Here is a 15697-nt window from a genome sequence, read left to right as displayed (position 1 = left end):
ACTCCGCTGCAATTTGCAACGCCTGTTTTCCTTCTCGCCCGCCAAAAACGTGTCCAGTTTTGTTTTCAAGGAAACAGACTGTTAAAATGAAAGATATATAATCCTAATGGAAATGAGGCTTTTTGTGATGCCGTCCAGTGTCATAGATGTACTCCAGCTTGAATATCAACGATTTTCAGCCAAGGAAAAAGAGATTGCTGATTATGTGATGCGAAACCGGCAATCTATTAACAATATCAATATTAAGGATTTGGCTTCCTATACAAATGCGTCAACGTCAACCATTACCCGTTTTTGCAAGAAAGTGGGCTGCGATACGTTTGTCGATTTCAAAATCCGGCTGAACCGCGAGGCCCAAAAGCCCCGCAATGATACGGATTTTTTTATTAAAACGCAGCATCTGTACAATGATATCGTAAATGCGACAGCCGAAATGCTGGATACGGAAAGAATTAAACAAGTCGTTGGACTTATTAAGAAATCCCGCAGAACCTATGTTTACGGACTGGGCAGCTCCGGTCTCTCCGCTCTGGAATTTAAATACAGACTCACCCGTATGAATCTTGTGGTTGACGCTGTGACGGATTCACATATGATGACGATGAGCGCCTCCCTGCTCGGGAAAGAGGATCTTGTGATTGGATTGTCCAATTCGGGACGTACAACAGAGGTGAGTCAGGCGTTAAATCAGGCTAAAAAAAGAGGCGCCAAAATTATCGGAATCACTAACTTTGACCATACCCCCCTATCCGAGGTTTCGGATATTTGTCTGTTCACCCCGGAAATCGGACGATCGGGCGATGTGAATTTTATCAACAGCCAGCTTGCCATCATTTATATTTTGGACGTCATGTCCCTGCTCTTGCTTGAAGATGAGAACTTATTGAAGGCTCGGCAGCGAACTTTGGAGGCGCTGTATTCAACGGAATAGAGAGGGTGGTCTCAAATAAAAAAAGAGCGAGTATTGGTGTGAAGTGCGACACCAATACTCGCTTGATTGAATCTGCAATATTAATGATTGGAGGATTCCGGGTGCTTTAAATTTGCAATCTCCGCTACAAAGCGCTCCGTAATCTGCTGTGGTCGGGTGATGGCTCCGCCAACAACAACGCAATATACGCCTGCTTTCAGGCAGCTTGCCGCCATCTCAGGTGTCATGATGTTGCCTTCCGCCACAACGGGCGTCTTCACAGAAGACACAATATCTTTTAATATGGCAAAATCATCATCATACAGCTTGCTTCCGGCAGTCTCCTCTGTATAACCGACCAATGTGGAAGATATCAAATCAAAACCAAGGTTTTCCGCATAAACCGCTTCTTCCGTGGTCGAGATATCTGCCATTAACAGAAGCTGCGGATACTTGCTGCGGATCTCGCTGACAAGCTCCTTCAATGTCTTGCCATCCGGTCTTGGGCGCAGCGTTGCGTCCAATGCCACGATCTCCGCTCCAACTTCAGCCAACTCGTCGATTTCACGCATCGTTGGTGTGATGAACACGGGATTAGTTCCGTAATTTCTTTTTACAATTCCGATGACGGGCAGATCAACCTGCTCTTTAATTTCTTTGATATCCACCGCCGTATTCGCCCGGATACCAATAGCCCCGCCTTCTTTGGCCGCCACAGCCATTCTGCCCATAATATACGGACTGTGAAGGGGCTCATGCTCCAATGCTTGACATGATACAACGAGGCCGCCTTTTAATCCCAATCTGTCCAATTCATTCATTGCCATTACTCCGTTTCCAAATATTCTTCAATTTCATTCTTGATTACCGTGACCTGAGGCCCGTAAATGACCTGCACGCCATTGCCCACAAATACAACACCTTTGGCTCCTGTAGCTTCAAAGGCATCCTTTTGCACCTTATCCTTATCGATGACGGAAACCCGCAGCCGCGTAGCGCAGCAGTCGAGGTCCGTAATATTGTCCGCGCCGCCAAGCGCGTTCAATATGGCGACGGATCTGGACTCTCCCGACGATGATGAAGTACCGCTGTTAGCCGGAGCTGCTGTTCCCGGATCAGATGCTGCTTCATCTTCTCGTCCTAACGTTTTCAGATTCAGTTTAACGATCAAAATACGGAATGTGAAATAATACAGGAAGAACCATACGACACCGATCACCGGCACCAGCAACCAGTTGGTTTTCTCATTGCCCTGCAGAATGCCAAACAGGATAAAGTCAATTAACCCGCCGGAGAACGTCTGCCCGATTGTAATTTCGAAAATGTGCGCCAGCATAAAAGCAAAACCGTCAAATGCGGCATGAATCACATACAGGATCGGAGCTACGAACAAGAAGGAAAATTCCAAAGGCTCAGTAATACCAGTCAAAAATGAAGTGAGTGCCGCGGACAGCATGAGACCGCCAACGACCTTTTTACGTTCAGGCTTGGCCGTATGATAAATAGCCAGCGCTGCGCCCAGCAAACCAAACATCATGGTGATAAAACGGCCTGACATGAATCTGGATGTGCCGATAAAGTATTTCTCGGTAGCGGGATCTCCTAATTGCGCGAAAAAGATGTTTTGCGTTCCTTCGTATACTTTGCCTGCAACTTCCATCGTTCCTCCCAAACCTGTTTGCCAGAAAGGAAGATAGAAAATGTGATGCAGCCCCAAAGGACCAAGCATGCGCAAGAAAAATCCGTAAAACAGTGTGCCGACATAACCTGTTTTATCAACCAGACTGCCGAGGCTGGCGATTCCGATTTGGATTGTCGGCCAGATTAAAAATAAAGCAATGCCGATGAAGATGGCCGCAAAGGACGAAACAATCGGAATAAACCGCGAACCGCCGAAAAAGCCGAGAAACTGGGGAAGCTCTATCTTATTGTACCGGTTATGCAGCCATGCCGTGACCAATCCGACAACAATTCCTCCCAGCACCCCAGTCTGTAAGGTTTGAATTCCCAGGACCATGCCCTGTCCCGCACCCGCCAGGTTGTCTGCGGCCAGCTTCCCGGTATTGACCAACATGGCATTGATCGAGGCATTCATGACCAGGTAGGACAGACCTGCTGCCAAACCCGCTGTTCCTTTATCCGCTCTTGCCATGCCCACGGCAACGCCGATGGCGAAGATCAAGGCGAGATTATCGAACACGATGCTTCCCGCGCTGCTCATCACGGTAAAAATTTGCTGCAGCCAGGTGATTTGCAGAATCGGATACGAGTTGATCGTATTTGGATTCGATAATGCGCCGCCGATGCCTAATAAAAGACCTGCGGCGGGCAGTACCGCAATGGGAAGCATGAAGGACTTGCCGAATTTCTGCGCCTTCTCAAAGTATCGTTTCATGAGGACCACCCTTCTAAATCTATTTTCATTTACATAATAAATATGAAAATGGTTTTCGTCAATAGAAATATAAATCGCTTTCATGGCATGTAAGGTATTATATTCCCTCACCTTAAAGAACCGGACACAGATGGTTTGCCGATAAGCTGGAAGCTTCCCCCTAAAAGACCAAGAAGCGATCCAATATCACGTGAGTGGTAAAGGATCGCTTCTTTTGTCCTGATCATACAATTTCTCGATCGCCCGGCGCGGCGGATAATGCATCCCAGACGCGCATCAGTTGAGTGATGGCAGCGTCCATGGCCTCGTATGAAACACCGTCGCGGGCCTGCAGCGATGTTCCCCGGAGAAATGTTTCATATAACGTAACCAGCATGGAGATATCCGTTGACTCGGGCAGTTCCCCATTGGCTACGGCGCGTTCTATACATTCATTCATCCAACTGTGGACTTTCTCCCGTTCCTGGGCGAGCATCTCCCGGATGTGCTGTTGCTCGGGAGAGCAGTTCACGGCAGACAATACCAACAGACAGCCCGTGGGATGGGAGTTCTCTGTCTGCATTCGTACCGATCGTCGCAATCCCTGCTCCATGGCTGCTTTCGCTGTCAGGCTTGTATCCCTGAAGCTTTCCGAAACTTCTCCATAAGTAGATATATATCGATCCACCGCTTCGCGGAACAGGGCTTCCTTCGATTCGAATGCCGCATAAAAACTCGCCGCCGATATATTTCCCATCGCAGCACGGAGCTGAGCCAGGGATGTGGACTCATAGCCGTTTTCCCAAAATAGAATCATCGCAGAAGCGACTGCCTCGTCACGGTTAAATGAACGTGGACGCCCCGTTCTTGGCATAAGAAAACCCCCTTCATTTAATTTTATACTAATCGATCCAGAACTTCTTGACAAGGGAGCTTGACTGAATTTAATATATGGAAAGACTGATCCACAATTCATTTCAATTTTAAGAAGAAACTTATGTAATCCGCTGCTTAATTCTTCCGAAAGGGACGTGTTGATAGATGATCAATTTCAGAGACAAATCCTACCGCTGCACCTCGGAAATTGTATTGAGCCTGGTGAGCGGGAAATGGAAAATATCTATATTAAATCATTTAGCCAAAGGCCCGGTACGGTTTAATGAACTGCGGCGGCGGCTTCCTGAAGCGACCCAACGCATGCTTACGATGCAGCTGAAAATGCTTGAAAGCGACGGACTGATCATTCGCAAGGTTTATCCGGTTTCACCGCCAAAAGTGGAATACTGTCTGTCCGAACTGGGCGAGCAACTGGCCCCCATGCTCTTGATGTTATGCGAATTTGGCACCACGTATATCGAGAGTTTTCCCGATGAAGTATCGTACACCGATCATAAACATGCATAAAAGAACAGCTCGGTAAATCCAATCAAAGACTATGTTCACGTCCTGCCCGTTTGAATATTTAAGTCAAGAGGCACCCTCCCGGGCACCTCTTGACTTTTTAATGGGAATCGCTATTCTGGCGTAGTCGTTACTTTCGCTAATGGTTAATCGCACCCTGTCTTCCGTGATTATAAGGTTTTAGCTTCGTATTGACCTTGAAGTCCATCCTCCTCCTGATTTGCCTTATGGGCTCCCCGCTCCAAACCATAATTCATAAAAGCCAGCACGGCTGCCAAAACAGCCACAATGCCGCCGAACCAGGAAACATCAATGAGCTTCATGTTTGTCGTGACAAAGCCTCCCAAAGCCGATCCGATCGCAATGCCAACATTGACAGCTACGGAGGTCAAGGACGAAGCCAAATCTCTGGCCTCCGGCACATGTTGATCAGCCCAATCAATGAAGTACAACTGCATCGTAGAGTTCATGAGATAAACAACGAGAGCAATGAATGAGATGCTGACTAATCCCCCGACAAGCGAGCCTGACGAAACATACAGCGACGCGAGGATGACGGCCTGAGCCAGGAATACATATCGAATTTTTCCCATCCCGTTGCGGGCGGCCAGCTTGCCTCCGATTAATGTGCTGAAGATGGATACGATGCCGTACAGTAAAAAGACGAGGCTAATATACTGTGCCGGAACAAACAGCACATCCTGTAGCAGAGGAGCTAAATACGTATATACGGTATAGGTTGCCCCGATGCTTAATGCGGGAATAAAGAAAGCAAGCACAATTCTGGGATAAGCGAACAATCTGATTTGTTTTTTTAATGAACTCCGCGCTCCCTTGAGCCCTTTAGGGATCGTTGCGAAGCTTGCCAGCAGAGAAACGATTCCGAGCAGCGTGGTAAACCAATAGGCCATATGCCAACCGCCCCATTGCCCGATATATGTGCCAAGGGGTACGCCGAGCACGCTGGCAACCGTGAAGCCCGTAAAGATGATGGAGATCACCGCTCCCCGCTTTTCAAGTGGCATCGTTTCGCTGGCAACAGCCATGGCGAGTGCAATCAAGACCCCAGTAACAACAGCTGTGATCACTCTGGAAGCCAGCAGCAGGCCATACGATCCGGATACTGCAGTGATGATATTCCCGATAATAAATATGCCGATCAAAGTAAGAATGAGAGGATACTTTGAGAACCGGCTGAATAACGCCGTGAAGACCGGTGTGCCTATGGCAAAAGACAGGGCAAACGCGGACACCAGGGAGCCTGCAACCGATATGGTGATGTTCATGTCCGCAGCCACTTCGGTTAATAGCCCGACCATCACAAATTCACTGGTGCCGAGGACAAAGGTCAATAAAAATAAATTCAAAGTCAGAAACTTTTGCTGTTTAGTCAAAATAAATCTCCTCCCCGGCTCACAGCACTAAAAATTGCGTTCCGAACCCCTTGCCGGAAACATAAGCCGCCTCCAGCTCCTCCTTATCCCCTTTATCCAATAACACCACATTTTCAGGATAAAGCTTGCCCAGCAAAGCCCACACGACAAGTTCATTTTCACCAGTCGGAATGAAATGAATACCGTCCGTATTCGTCACCAGTCCGGAATGTGAGAGAATGTCTATCGCCCGGTGCGAGCTGATGGATGTCCGCTTTACAATGGCGCCATCCGCATTATCGTCCCCTTGGGGGCGATATAAAAAGCGATGTCCCCTGAAGAGCTGACCCAGATCCACGTTAATTTCACGGCCTTCCAATTCCAGACTCAAACGCAGTGTCGTTCGGTCGGAGCCTGTATTCGGCAGCAGCCGGGCGATGGATAGCTGATCGTAATGCTCATCAGACACAGGAAGTGTATCCTTGCTCTCCGGTGTACCTGTTCCTGCTTCGCTGCGCGGCGCAGCATAATAATCGGCATATTCATAATCGAATGAGACGGCAGCCAAATCTTGTGTTCCTGCTGCCTGTATCGTTTGTACGGGATGCCACTTCAGTAAATAGCGTGGCGCAGTCCCGGCCGACTCTCCCAAACCAGCAGGCAATACGGTCCCCAAACGATATTGGAAGCCGTAACCGGCCGTGCTCAAACCGGAGCTGACCACACTTTGCGCATACTGAACAATCGATTTGTGAGTCAGCTTTTTCCCAAGCAGCTGAGTTAAAAAGATCTCACGGGCCGGCTCCAGAAAACGCAGCCCTTTGAACTCCGTATATTCCTTGACTTCAAACGGCACCTGCTCCCAATTGGCAAACGGAAGCAAGGCATCCCGCAGCAGAACAAATTGATGCAAGTATTCATTATAGAGCTGCATGACCCTGGGGCCGCCCGTTGGTCCGAAAGCCTGTGCAATAGCTTCCGGAATCAAGGCATGACCATAACAGTGGCTTCTAAACTCCAGCGCTCCAAGCGTCTCCGATCCGTATTGTGCGAGTGCCCGCTTTTGTGAGTTAATCTCCCGTGCCCAGCTTACCAGTTGTTCCCCTATGCGTACTGCCTGAGACGTAAGCTCGGCGCCAGCCTTATCTTCCAAAGCCAAAGGACCAAGCGGCAATGCCGATACACGCCCGGAAATCGCCAAATTGGCTTGAAGACTATCCAGCAGCACCGTCGGATCACTGTTCACCGGTTCGCCAAGCTGAACCAGTATGGCCTCGAGCAGCTTATCCAGCTCCATAACGACTTCTTTTGCCCGATATACACCAGCAGGCAAATTCCAATCCAGGGCCGTGTTCACGCCTTGTCTGATGGAATCGCCGGGATATTTGCCGATTAGCGGCTCAATATCCACTGCAGTTCCCCATACGATTCGTTTATCTTTCAAAGCAATTTGATATTCTTGCATCATTTTGCACCCCATCTATGAGTAATTTAACGACCGCTCCACTTGTGGATCGTTCGTTCTGTATGTAGATTAGCAAGTTCCAATACCGTTGAATAGTACGCACTTTTTTGTATGGTCCGATCATTTTTGTAGGGTAGGATACATTTTGATACTGGTTATTGAAGCACTCCCATGACAAACGAAGGGCAATTAAATAAGCTTGAATTTTTTTCAAACCTTTCTCGGACTCTTAGCAGCCGATAACCATGAACATTGCGAATTTTGAGCATGCAAAAAAAGCTCCTAAGTCGCTGCGAGAGCGAATTTAGGAGCTTTTCATTGTTAGATTGTTGAAAAAATTTCGATTTAAAAATTAGTTGCAATAATCTTCGAAGCAAGTTCACTTGTCATAAAATCCATCGCGGAAACGCCAAAGCGGCCGCTCGTGTTCGTGGTAAAGAATTGATTGACCTTTGGATTGATCTCGTCCGAAATCGCTCGAATGTTCGGAATGCCGAACAAGCCCGGGCTGTACCCGCTTGTGAAGTTTATGTATAACGTCGATGGATTGGACGAATTCGTTTCGTTGTACTTGTTCTGAATATCCGTCCACTTCTTGTTCCGGTCCGTCACTTTGTAATAATCCTGGATGTTCAAGCTGGCTGCATTAAGGATTGTGAAGGAGGTGTTGTCTTTCCAAGCCGTTGCATCAATGCCTTTCGGAAGCTGGTCCGCTGCGAATCTTCGAAGAAGCACGATCTTGCCCCTGGCCTCGCCGAGAGTAGGGATGTGATCCGTCATCAACCATTTGTTCGGATTTTTATTGATGTACCAATTAAACGTCTCTTCATAGGAACGTGTATTTTCGGCAGCGGTATGCTCCTCTTTCACGCTCATAATCACGGTTTCCGTCGGATTGTTATTCAGGAACGAAATTACGGCATTCAAGACGCCGTCAAAGTTTTGATTCTGATACACCGCGCCGTGATGAATCGTGAAGGCGTCCTTAAAGTGTCTCGTACGAATATCCAGATAGCGGACCCCACTGGACAACTGCTCTGCAATTGTGAGATTCTGCGTCTTGGCCGTACCGTAAACAGACTCGTACATCGCACCGGAATCATGTGTTCCCGGGATCGAGAGAGCGGATAGCGCGGTCTGATCGCTAATCTCCCCCATCCAGTTGGAATTGCTGTAAGCCATGGATGAGTTCGCCAAAGACGTGACACACATGACAACGACGGCAACAAACAGAAGAGCTTTTTTAAGCATTTTTATACCACCTTGCCTCTCAATGGATTTATGGTAATCAAGCAGCGCCGCTTGAAGAAGGTAATGATTTGTTTATTGCTGACCTTCCAGCCAACGCTCCGTCTCTTCCTGCGCTCTCTTCATTCCTACGGCAGGCGACAATTCACCTAATAAAATGCGTTCTACGTTCTCCGACAAAATATAACGCGGTTGTCCGGAACGATAAGGATAGCGGGGCGCCCACAGTTGGCTCATTTGTTTGAGAATAATGTCCATCTGCGGCTCTGCCTTCACACTTTCCCAATCTGCCGCTGCCTTAAGGACAGGCATACTCTGGGAGCGTTGTTCTTCCCACATGTATTTCTGAAAAACTTCGCTTCCGCTGAACTTCAGCCATTCCCAGGCAAGATCCTTGTTCTGGCTTGTTGTCCCGATGGCAAACGGGCTTCCCGCAAACATGCCGCCCATTCCTTTCTCGGAATGCTTGAAGAGAAGCGTCGCCTGGTAACGGTCTTGCGTGCCGAATGTTTTGATGCTGTCGATGAAGCCGGGTGCTACGCGCAAGTTGATGGCGACATTGTTGTTATCCTTCAAGAAGTTCTCGCTCCCTTGGTCCACAAGCACACCCTCCGGAGCATACTTGCCCGCTTCCTTCAGCCACTCCGCCGCCTCGATCATCGTCGGCGAATCGAATTCCACCTTCATGCCTTTCCACAAGAACCCGGTCCCCCACTGACCGCCAAGCGATTCGTTGACGTTCATGACAGTATCTGCGGCATCCTTTCCATTAAAGGTCAATCCATAGTTTTGTGCGCCGGTTTTCGGATTGTTTCCCGTCATCTTCGCCGCTTTTTCCAGCACCTCATCGATCGTTGGCGATTCGGACAAATATTCGACACCCCAATCGTCGAAAAGCTGCTTGTCATACACAAGGACACGCGCATCGCCGATGAACGGCAAACTGTAAATTTCCGGCTCCTGGTCGTTCGGCCCCATCGCTCTCCAGCCGTCCACCTGACCGTTCAGATAAATACCCAGATCGAATTTGTCTTTTTCAATATAAGGCTGAAGCGGCTCCAGCAGTCCTTGTTCCGCGAACGCAGCGATTCCGGGCACTTGGTATACGTCAGCTGCTCCGGACTGGAGCATCGTCTGCGTCTTCTCGTTGTAGCTATCCCATCCCATAAGCACGAATTCGACCGTCACGCCGGGATACTGTTTTTCAAACTCTTCTTTCAATACATGAACCCCTTTAGATGTCACTCCTGTGACAGGGTCCGTCGTGTCCTCCAAGGAGAAGCTTCCGATCAATTGCACCTTCAGTGTTCCCGACAGTTCCCGCTTAGATGAAGTCCCCGGTTCGGATGAGGAGTTCTGCGATTCGGGTGCCGAACCGGCAGACTTGTTGTTCGATGCGCTGGTATCGACGTTGTTTGTCCCGCTGCATGCGCTGAGTATGGTCATAAATATGAAGAACAGAGCAATGGCGCTAAACCTGGATTTTCCCTTGAACATCGTGATTCCTCCATAAATATAAGTATTTAAGAACCTGACATTGCCTGTGTTATCCGCCGGACCATTCCTGCGAACCTGCACTTTCTCCCTTTCTTCCCCAGCCCCATCACTCTCCTTTCAATCCGCTTAATGCAATGCTTCGAATGATATATTTTTGGAAAAACAGGAACACCAGCAGCATAGGCAAGATGCTCATCGCCGCCAGCGCCATTGTAACCCCGGCGAGCCGTCCGCCGTTCTCCGTGGAGAAGCTGGACAGGAACAACGGCACGGTCTTCAGATCCTGGTCGTTAATGACGACAAGCGGCCATATGAACGAATTCCAGCTGTCTTGAAAAGACAGGATTGAAAGCGTTGCCGTAATCGGGCCGGTCAGCGGTGCGAAGATGTAGAAGAACGTCTTGAATTCACCGGCACCGTCCATTTTGGCGGATTCCCTCAGCCCCTCCGGAAGCTGATCGAAATATTGCTTCGTCAGCACAAGACCGAGCGCATTAACGATCGAAGGAAGGATGAGCGGATACTTCGTATTGATGAGACCTATATCGTTGAACATTGTAAACATCGGGATGAGCCGCGTTTCGAACGGAATCATCATCGTTGCCAGCACTGCAAAGAATAACAATCTCTTTCCCTTAAAGTTACCTCTTGAGAATGCGTATCCGCCAAGCAATGCGGAACTGACGCTAAGAACGACGCAAAATACGGCGATGACGATCGAATTCCAATAGGCCAGAAGCAATTTGTTATTCTCGAATACAAGTCCGTAATGAAACCACGAGAACTGCTTGGGGATAAGCCGCGGCGGGAATGGCATCGCAACGTTCGCCGTTTGCTCCAGACTGACGCTGATCATCCAGACGAACGGATAGATCATGGTGAAGCCAATGGCTACCAGCAGCAGGAAAACCACGGCGTTCGAGATTTTCTGCCTATCCTTTATGCGAATCATATTGGATCACTCGTCCTTCCTAGATTTTCATGCGCAACAACTTGGTATTGAAATACGTGAAGATCAGAATAAGCACAAATAAAATATAGGCTGCGGCCGATGCAATACCGTATTCATGGCCACCGAAACCGCGCTCGAATATGAATCCGACGACCGTATACAGCGACCGGGCCGGGCTGCCTTGCAACCCACCGAGCATGTATGCATCGGAGAAACGCTGCAGTCCTCCGATCCAGCCGAGGATGAACAGGATGGTCAGACTTCCAAGCATATTTGGCAGAGTGATCCGCCACCATTGCTGCAACGGCGAAGCGCCATCGATCGATGCCGCCTCATAGTATTCAATCGGGATCGCTTGCAAGTTCGCCAGATTAATAATGATAACGAAGCCAAGCCAGTGCCACACAGCCAGGATTACCGCTCCCCATTTGGCCGAGACGGGCTGTGACAGCCACACGACCTTCTCAAATCCGAGCAGCTCAGCAACATAATTCAACGGCCCATCTGGATGGAGGATCGCGAGGAACACCGTTGCCGCCGCCACCATCGAGGTTGCATTCGGAATATAGAACAACACCTTGAAAAAATACGAAGCCCGCCGCAAGCTATTAATCAGACAAGCAATGATAAAACCGAGCGGAATCGCGATCAGAAGTTGAAAGATCGTTATGTATATCGTGTTGTAAACCGCATACCAGAACGTCCCCGAGGAGAGCACGTCCGCGTAGTTCTGAAATCCGACGAACCGTTCCTCCGCCCCCTGCACGAAGCTGAGCCGCAGCGACTCAATCAAAGGATAAAGGGTAAAAATCAAAATGCCGAGCAATGTTGGGAGCAAGAATACATACCATACGGCATGCGATTCCCGTCTCGAGGCGCTCCTCCATCTTCCGAACGCCTTAGCTTTTGATTGTCTTGCATTCACCTGCAACATGATTGTCGGACAACACTTCGGCTGTCCTCCCCCCTTCTATCATGGGATCAGACAATATGGTATCGATACCATATTTGTCAAAGAAAATAGGCGTCATCCGACGACCAACGCTTCGCTAGCTCCATGCAGACGGATACGTCCATCACGGACACCGCGTCTACCCCCTTGTCAACATATCTGCGGAACAACGCCCCGTTCGCCGGCAGCGTATAAATCCAGACGAGCAAGCCGCGCTGTGCCGCATGCTTGATCAATGCTTCGCGGCACGATTCGTAATGGGCGTTCACCCCGTAAAAGCCTGCTTGCTTTACTTGTTCACAATATCGCCGGATATCCGCATCGTAGTCGTCATCAGGTGTGTCTAGCGGGATATGCGGCAAATTCCATACGACATGCTTTGCCCGGATGCCATGTGCAAGATGGTCGGTAACACCCGTAAAGTACACTTGACCCCAGGCGTCCAGACGGTCCACGACCTTCGCTGCGGCTTCATAAGCTTCGGGTGTCTTCAAATCCAGGTTGAATTGAATACGCTTATTGAGGAACTGTCTCAATACGGTTTCCAGCTTCTCGACCGGATCGTGTTCGGCACTCATCCATTCCGTATATGTGTAGAGCGAGACGTCAGGTTCATCATCATGATAAAGCACTGCTATGCCGTCCTTCGTCGCGCGAACGTCCACTTCCAGCATGTCGGCACCTGCATCGAAGCCGGCTTGACAAGATTCTGCCGTGTTGCAAGGGGTTCCTTCGCAGCCGGTATGCGCGATGATCTGATAACGTTTCATTGTGCCAACTCTCCTTCTCCGGTCAATTCTGTTCCAGTTCCAGTGATTTCCTCCGCGATCAACAGTTCGTCCATCGTACGTTCCACCCTCTACAACATTGATATGGTATCGTTACCAGAAATGATTCTGTGTACATTCTAGTCGGCTTATGTAAAATCTATTGCTATTTTTTGTTTGACTTTATGCAAATTGCACAAAACGAAAAAAAATCACCCCTTCGGGTGATATAGATTGTTCTCTGGGAGCACTACATTAACGCTCGACTGCTTTCACGTACGACGAGTCGATGCTGCAATATAATATCCGAATCGAACGTGAACTCCGGGTTTACGATCAATTGGTGCATATAGTCGACCGACTTCCTTCCAAGTTCCTCCACCGGTTGCTCCATTGAGGTAATCGCAGGGCGAACCAACTCCGTTATCCGACTCCCGTCAAAACCGACGATGGAGATATCTTTCGGCACCTGCAGTCCGTAATCCAGTGCACAATTGAGCGCCCCAACGGCCATGTCGTCACTGGCTGCAAAGACGACCGTCGGCAACTCATCTTGTCGAATGATTTCCTCCATCAGCCTGTGCCCTGAAGGCAGCTTGTAATCGCCGAATTTGACGAATCGTTCGTCCTGCTCCAGCCCATGCTTCTTCATCGCATCAAGAAATCCGCGATACCGATTCAATCCGGAAGTAATGTCATCCAAATCACCGCCGAGATAAGCAACGTTCACATGCCCTGTCTGAATAAGATGCTCCGTCGTGTCGAAAGCGGCTTGATAATCGTCGATCATCACTGACAAGTATGTGGATGATGGGGCCTTCACACTGGAAAACAAGATCGGCATCGAGGCTCCCGCAAAAAAATCAAGAATGCGGTCATCAAACTTCTGATGCATTACAATGATGCCATCAACCCTCATGTTTTGAAAAATTCGCAAGTACTTCAGTTCTTTCTCCAAGCTCTCGGCGATATTGCCGACAAGCAGATTATATCCTTTCGCACTTGCGGTTTCCTCGATGTTGCTTAAGATCGTTGAAGAAAATTGATTCGTCAAATTAGGAACAATGATGCCAATGATACTCGTCTTTTGCGACTTTAAACTGCGCGCGATGTGACTCGGCGAATAATTGAGCTCTTCAATGACCCGATTGACCTTCTCGAGCAGCGCCTTGCTCACATACTTCTCACCGTTCAACACCCTGGACACGCTGGTAACAGACACACCGGCTCTTTGCGCGACGTCTTTAATGCTTGCTCCCACCTTGTTGCCACCCCTTAACCGATTACGTTCCTATAATTTACGATATGATACGTCCGCCCATTCGTCAACTTTCATGATGAGCGAGAAAGACCGACGAAATTCAAGAGCCCCGAAAAAGGTTTTGCGTAACGTCACGCCCTCCTAACTTCCGCCCATAACATCAGGTTTGCCCCCTCTGAACACCTCAACCATTACCAAAGCTCCCATTCTAAATCCCTGGACAAAAGCTTCACTAGCAAGCATCGAATTAGATTCATCATTCAAATCCAATATTTGCTCAAGAGCTGAAAAATCCCTCTCCGAGAACCTCTGTTTGAGCTCCTCCATGGATTCAGTAATTTTTCTATTAAGTGGGCGATATTCCGGGTCTGTGGGGACAATACGTTCTTCCGGGTTCAAGTTGCCTCTATAAAGTTCCTCCAAAATACTTTTCATTCCAGCACTCCCTCTTTAAAAAATTATGAAAAAGCCGTGAACAGTCATTTATCATCCAAGCTAAGTTTAAACTATGCGAAAACAGCATAGTGAGATTTATGCATTTTTCGCATAAAATCTATTTATGAGAAAATGTTTTCTCACCAAATGAATATACAGTAAACTAACCGTATTCATAGAATCACATAGAAATATATATAATTACACAGCAATCCGTTGAATTGTATAATTTCATTGTGGTAGCATAAGAATAGAAAAAGGGATCGGCTGCAACCGATCCCCTTGTACAACCTCCGCTAAAAGAGCGGGCAGCCATGGAAAGAACTCAAAAGAAATGAGCCGTTTACCTTGCCAGGGCGGCTCGTTTCCGTTTATCGAAAGACAGCACGGCAATTACAAACATGCCGAATGCAAGCATCAAGTATAATGCTTCAAACACTGTCATAGCCTCACCTCCCTTCCGGGAGATTTGGCTGCCGCCCTGTTAGCTGATATGTTGTACAAGCCAGATTATACCACAATAAGCCCTTGGCAGTCGTCCCCAAGCTATTTATTTATGTAGTCATACACTAACCATATCCAGAGAATTATTTAGAATCGCACAGCCATCCGTTGAATTGTATAATTTCATTGTGGTAACATAAGAATAGAAAAAGGGATCGGCTGCAACCGATCCCCCTGTACAACTACCGCTAAAAGAGCGGTCAGCCAGGATCTCTACTCAAATAGGAAATGAGCCGTTGTCCTAGTCACAGGGCGGCTCATTTCCGCTTATTGAAAGACAGCATGGCAATTACAAACATGCCGAATGCAAGCATCAAGTATAATGCTTCAAACACTGTCATAGCCTCACCTCCCTTCCGGGAGATTTGGCTGCCGCCCTGTTAGCTGATATGTTGTACAAGCCAGATTATACCACAATAAGCCCCGGGCAGTCAGTCCCGAGGCTATTTATTTATATAGTTTTTGGCTTTTCGTTTAACCTTCGCGTCTGCCTTCACGTTTGCCTTTACGTAGACTTTGAGCCTACAACATGCTCAAAGGTATGTTGTAGGCTCAAAC

At 48.3% G+C, this 15697-nt stretch carries 16 protein-coding genes; 2 read left to right on the top strand and 14 right to left on the bottom strand.

All coding sequences use genetic code 11. From position 1 onward, the window contains the following. The first annotated feature begins 127 nt into the window (after window positions 1-127). Entirely contained in the window at window positions 128-931 is an 804-nt protein-coding gene (locus tag ACE5KN_RS25105) for a MurR/RpiR family transcriptional regulator (RefSeq protein ID WP_375533176.1), read from the top strand. Window positions 932-1011: 80 nt separating this feature from the next. Here the strand turns inward: ACE5KN_RS25105 and ACE5KN_RS25100 are convergent, their stop codons facing one another. The 3 genes from ACE5KN_RS25100 to ACE5KN_RS25090 form a co-directional block, all read right to left on the bottom strand. Beyond that, window positions 1012-1731 (bottom strand): N-acetylmannosamine-6-phosphate 2-epimerase, encoded by a 720-nt coding sequence (locus ACE5KN_RS25100; RefSeq protein WP_375528416.1) that lies wholly within the window; start codon window positions 1729-1731, stop codon window positions 1012-1014. 5 nt (window positions 1732-1736) lie between these two features. After that, window positions 1737-3305 (bottom strand): maltose/glucose-specific PTS transporter subunit IIC, encoded by a 1569-nt coding sequence (locus ACE5KN_RS25095; protein ID WP_375528415.1) that lies wholly within the window; start codon window positions 3303-3305, stop codon window positions 1737-1739. Window positions 3306-3528: 223 nt separating this feature from the next. After that, entirely contained in the window at window positions 3529-4158 is a 630-nt protein-coding gene (locus ACE5KN_RS25090; protein ID WP_375528414.1) for a TetR/AcrR family transcriptional regulator, read from the bottom strand. A gap of 167 nt (window positions 4159-4325) precedes the next feature. On the opposite strand from ACE5KN_RS25090, the gene ACE5KN_RS25085 reads away from it, so the two are divergent. Further along, complete coding sequence (locus tag ACE5KN_RS25085) at window positions 4326-4688, top strand: winged helix-turn-helix transcriptional regulator (protein ID WP_375528413.1); 363 nt, start codon at window positions 4326-4328, stop codon at window positions 4686-4688. Between the two features lie 167 nt (window positions 4689-4855). Here ACE5KN_RS25085 and ACE5KN_RS25080 read toward each other — a convergent pair whose 3' ends face one another. From ACE5KN_RS25080 to ACE5KN_RS25030, 11 genes are all read right to left on the bottom strand, one after another. Further along, entirely contained in the window at window positions 4856-6079 is a 1224-nt protein-coding gene (locus ACE5KN_RS25080; protein WP_375528412.1) for an MFS transporter, read from the bottom strand. Between the two features lie 19 nt (window positions 6080-6098). Beyond that, on the bottom strand, window positions 6099-7502 hold the full coding sequence (locus tag ACE5KN_RS25075) for a hypothetical protein (protein ID WP_375533175.1): 1404 nt from the start codon (window positions 7500-7502) through the stop codon (window positions 6099-6101). Between the two features lie 366 nt (window positions 7503-7868). After that, window positions 7869-8774 (bottom strand): phosphatidylinositol-specific phospholipase C, encoded by a 906-nt coding sequence (locus ACE5KN_RS25070; RefSeq protein ID WP_375528410.1) that lies wholly within the window; start codon window positions 8772-8774, stop codon window positions 7869-7871. 72 nt (window positions 8775-8846) lie between these two features. Next, a complete protein-coding gene (locus ACE5KN_RS25065; protein ID WP_375528409.1) occupies window positions 8847-10268 on the bottom strand; it encodes an extracellular solute-binding protein in 1422 nt (473 codons plus the stop codon). Between the two features lie 106 nt (window positions 10269-10374). Next, window positions 10375-11220: a carbohydrate ABC transporter permease gene (locus ACE5KN_RS25060; RefSeq protein WP_375528408.1), complete on the bottom strand. Its 846-nt coding sequence runs from the start codon at window positions 11218-11220 to the stop codon at window positions 10375-10377. Between the two features lie 19 nt (window positions 11221-11239). Continuing rightward, entirely contained in the window at window positions 11240-12058 is an 819-nt protein-coding gene (locus ACE5KN_RS25055; protein WP_375528407.1) for a carbohydrate ABC transporter permease, read from the bottom strand. 173 nt (window positions 12059-12231) lie between these two features. Continuing rightward, entirely contained in the window at window positions 12232-12942 is a 711-nt protein-coding gene (locus tag ACE5KN_RS25050; RefSeq protein ID WP_375528406.1) for a glycerophosphodiester phosphodiesterase, read from the bottom strand. 247 nt (window positions 12943-13189) lie between these two features. After that, window positions 13190-14200 (bottom strand): LacI family DNA-binding transcriptional regulator, encoded by a 1011-nt coding sequence (locus tag ACE5KN_RS25045; RefSeq protein ID WP_375528405.1) that lies wholly within the window; start codon window positions 14198-14200, stop codon window positions 13190-13192. Window positions 14201-14341: 141 nt separating this feature from the next. Beyond that, complete coding sequence (locus ACE5KN_RS25040) at window positions 14342-14635, bottom strand: DUF6809 family protein (protein ID WP_375528404.1); 294 nt, start codon at window positions 14633-14635, stop codon at window positions 14342-14344. Between the two features lie 343 nt (window positions 14636-14978). Beyond that, window positions 14979-15080, bottom strand: coding sequence for a putative holin-like toxin (locus tag ACE5KN_RS25035; protein WP_375355449.1), 102 nt, complete (start codon window positions 15078-15080; stop codon window positions 14979-14981). Window positions 15081-15396: 316 nt separating this feature from the next. Continuing rightward, window positions 15397-15480, bottom strand: a complete 84-nt coding sequence (locus tag ACE5KN_RS25030; RefSeq protein ID WP_355318476.1) for a putative holin-like toxin — start codon at window positions 15478-15480, stop codon at window positions 15397-15399. Between the last annotated feature and the right edge of the window lie 217 nt (window positions 15481-15697).

It is taken from the genome of Paenibacillus terreus, from assembly GCF_042138595.1.
GTDB classification, from domain to species: domain Bacteria; phylum Bacillota; class Bacilli; order Paenibacillales; family Paenibacillaceae; genus Paenibacillus; species Paenibacillus terreus.
This window is presented reverse-complemented; position numbering and strand designations above follow the sequence as displayed.

Bases quoted from the DNA above. Each gene is read 5' to 3' on its own strand.
- ACE5KN_RS25070 (WP_375528410.1), bottom strand. From the start codon at position 8,774: ATGCTTAAAAAAGCTCTTCTGTTTGTTGCCGTCGTTGTCATGTGTGTC.
- ACE5KN_RS25095 (WP_375528415.1), bottom strand. From the start codon at position 3,305: ATGAAACGATACTTTGAGAAGGCGCAGAAATTCGGCAAGTCCTTCATG.
- ACE5KN_RS25100 (WP_375528416.1), bottom strand. From the start codon at position 1,731: ATGAATGAATTGGACAGATTGGGATTAAAAGGCGGCCTCGTTGTATCA.
- ACE5KN_RS25090 (WP_375528414.1), bottom strand. From the start codon at position 4,158: ATGCCAAGAACGGGGCGTCCACGTTCATTTAACCGTGACGAGGCAGTC.
- ACE5KN_RS25050 (WP_375528406.1), bottom strand. From the start codon at position 12,942: ATGAAACGTTATCAGATCATCGCGCATACCGGCTGCGAAGGAACCCCT.
- ACE5KN_RS25065 (WP_375528409.1), bottom strand. From the start codon at position 10,268: ATGTTCAAGGGAAAATCCAGGTTTAGCGCCATTGCTCTGTTCTTCATA.
- ACE5KN_RS25060 (WP_375528408.1), bottom strand. From the start codon at position 11,220: ATGATTCGCATAAAGGATAGGCAGAAAATCTCGAACGCCGTGGTTTTC.
- ACE5KN_RS25040 (WP_375528404.1), bottom strand. From the start codon at position 14,635: ATGAAAAGTATTTTGGAGGAACTTTATAGAGGCAACTTGAACCCGGAA.
- ACE5KN_RS25030 (WP_355318476.1), bottom strand. From the start codon at position 15,480: ATGACAGTGTTTGAAGCATTATACTTGATGCTTGCATTCGGCATGTTT.
- ACE5KN_RS25035 (WP_375355449.1), bottom strand. From the start codon at position 15,080: ATGACAGTGTTTGAAGCATTATACTTGATGCTTGCATTCGGCATGTTT.
- ACE5KN_RS25085 (WP_375528413.1), top strand. From the start codon at position 4,326: ATGATCAATTTCAGAGACAAATCCTACCGCTGCACCTCGGAAATTGTA.
- ACE5KN_RS25105 (WP_375533176.1), top strand. From the start codon at position 128: ATGCCGTCCAGTGTCATAGATGTACTCCAGCTTGAATATCAACGATTT.